Consider the following 1,272-nt stretch of genomic DNA (forward strand, 5'->3'; position numbering starts at 1 on the left):
TGAAGTGCACCCCTTATAGTGGACATTGGAAAAACACCACGTGTTTTTATCCGATGGATACACTATAGGGGGTGTTTTTCGTTATGGCCAAAATGGGACAGAAATTTATGAATTATAGTCATGAGATTAAGATGGAAGCTATTCGTTTATATATAGAGGAAGGATGGTCTAATCGAAAGATTATGGGACACCTAGGGATCCCTGACAGACGCCGAATCCCTATATGGATAAGGAAATTCAAGCAGTTGGGTGAGTTCGGCTTATTAGATCAGAGGGGTCGTCGTGAAGAATACATAGACAAAGATCGATATCTTCAAAAACTGGAGAGGGAGAATTCGATGCTAAAAAAGTGTTTGAAAATCTGGATACAGGAGGTGTCCAAGAGAAGTACGAAGCCATTGAGAAATTAACTACGTGGTACAGGGTAACAGAGCTTTGTAAATTATTTAAGGTCTCTAGAAGTGGATTCTACGCTTACAGAAAGCGGGCTTCAGAGGACAAAGACCGTGTAATTAAAGAACTCATTCGTAAGGTTTATAGCAAATATGATGGGAAATATGGATATCGTCAAGTACAACTCTTTCTGTTTCAAGACCACAATATTTGGATTAACCACAAGAAGGTACTACGCCTCATGCAAGAGATGGGGCTTCGCTCCCGGATACGGCGTAAACATCGTTGTAACTATGCTTCTTCCGTAGGCTCACGTGTCACAGAAAATTTGCTACAACGGAATTTTCATGCTGATACACCGAATCAAAAATGGGTTACTGACGTAACCCAATATCGAATCGGCGAGACATGGTTATACCTCTCTGCCGTGAAGGATTTGTTTAATAACGAAATCGTGGCGTATCATCTAGCACAGCGTAATGATAATGATCTTGTTCTGCAGACATTTAAGAAAGCCTTTCAAAATAAAGAGGACATGTCTGGACTGATCGTTCACAGCGACCAGGGATTCCAGTACACGTCCCATGCATACCACGACATGCTGCCAAAGGTTGGCGCCCAAATCAGCATGTCACGCAGAGGCAATTGTTATGACAATGCCTCTATGGAGAGCTTCTTCTCGCATCTCAAAACGGAAGGGCTCTACCTTTATGATATACGAACAATTGACGAGGCACAAAGAAGAATTGAGGAATACATTCATTTCTACAATCTTGAGAGACCACAAAGAAAATTAAAGAAGCTGACGCCGATTGAGTACCGACGCCAGCTTGCGGTTTAGGAGCTTTTTTCAATGTCCACTAAATGGGGTCTTGACCA

2 protein-coding genes are annotated in these 1,272 nt (G+C 42.0%); both read left to right on the forward strand.

Annotated elements, in window-relative coordinates:
* Positions 1 to 131: 131 nt before the first annotated feature.
* Positions 132 to 410, forward strand: coding sequence for a helix-turn-helix domain-containing protein (locus ACPW7N_RS26550; RefSeq protein WP_425654865.1), 279 nt, complete (start codon positions 132 to 134; stop codon positions 408 to 410).
* Complete coding sequence (locus ACPW7N_RS26555) at positions 350 to 1,234, forward strand: IS3 family transposase (RefSeq protein WP_425654864.1); 885 nt, start codon at positions 350 to 352, stop codon at positions 1,232 to 1,234. The genes ACPW7N_RS26550 and ACPW7N_RS26555 overlap by 61 nt, the downstream gene beginning before the upstream one ends.
* Positions 1,235 to 1,272 lie beyond the last annotated feature (38 nt).

The sequence above is a fragment of the Brevibacillus nigriterrae genome (assembly GCF_049846925.1).
Classification (GTDB): Bacteria; Bacillota; Bacilli; order Brevibacillales; family Brevibacillaceae; genus Brevibacillus_H.

Excerpts from the sequence above, each read along its gene's own strand:
- ACPW7N_RS26550 (WP_425654865.1), top strand. The coding sequence starts at position 132 with ATGGAAGCTATTCGTTTATATATAGAGGAAGGATGGTCTAATCGAAAG.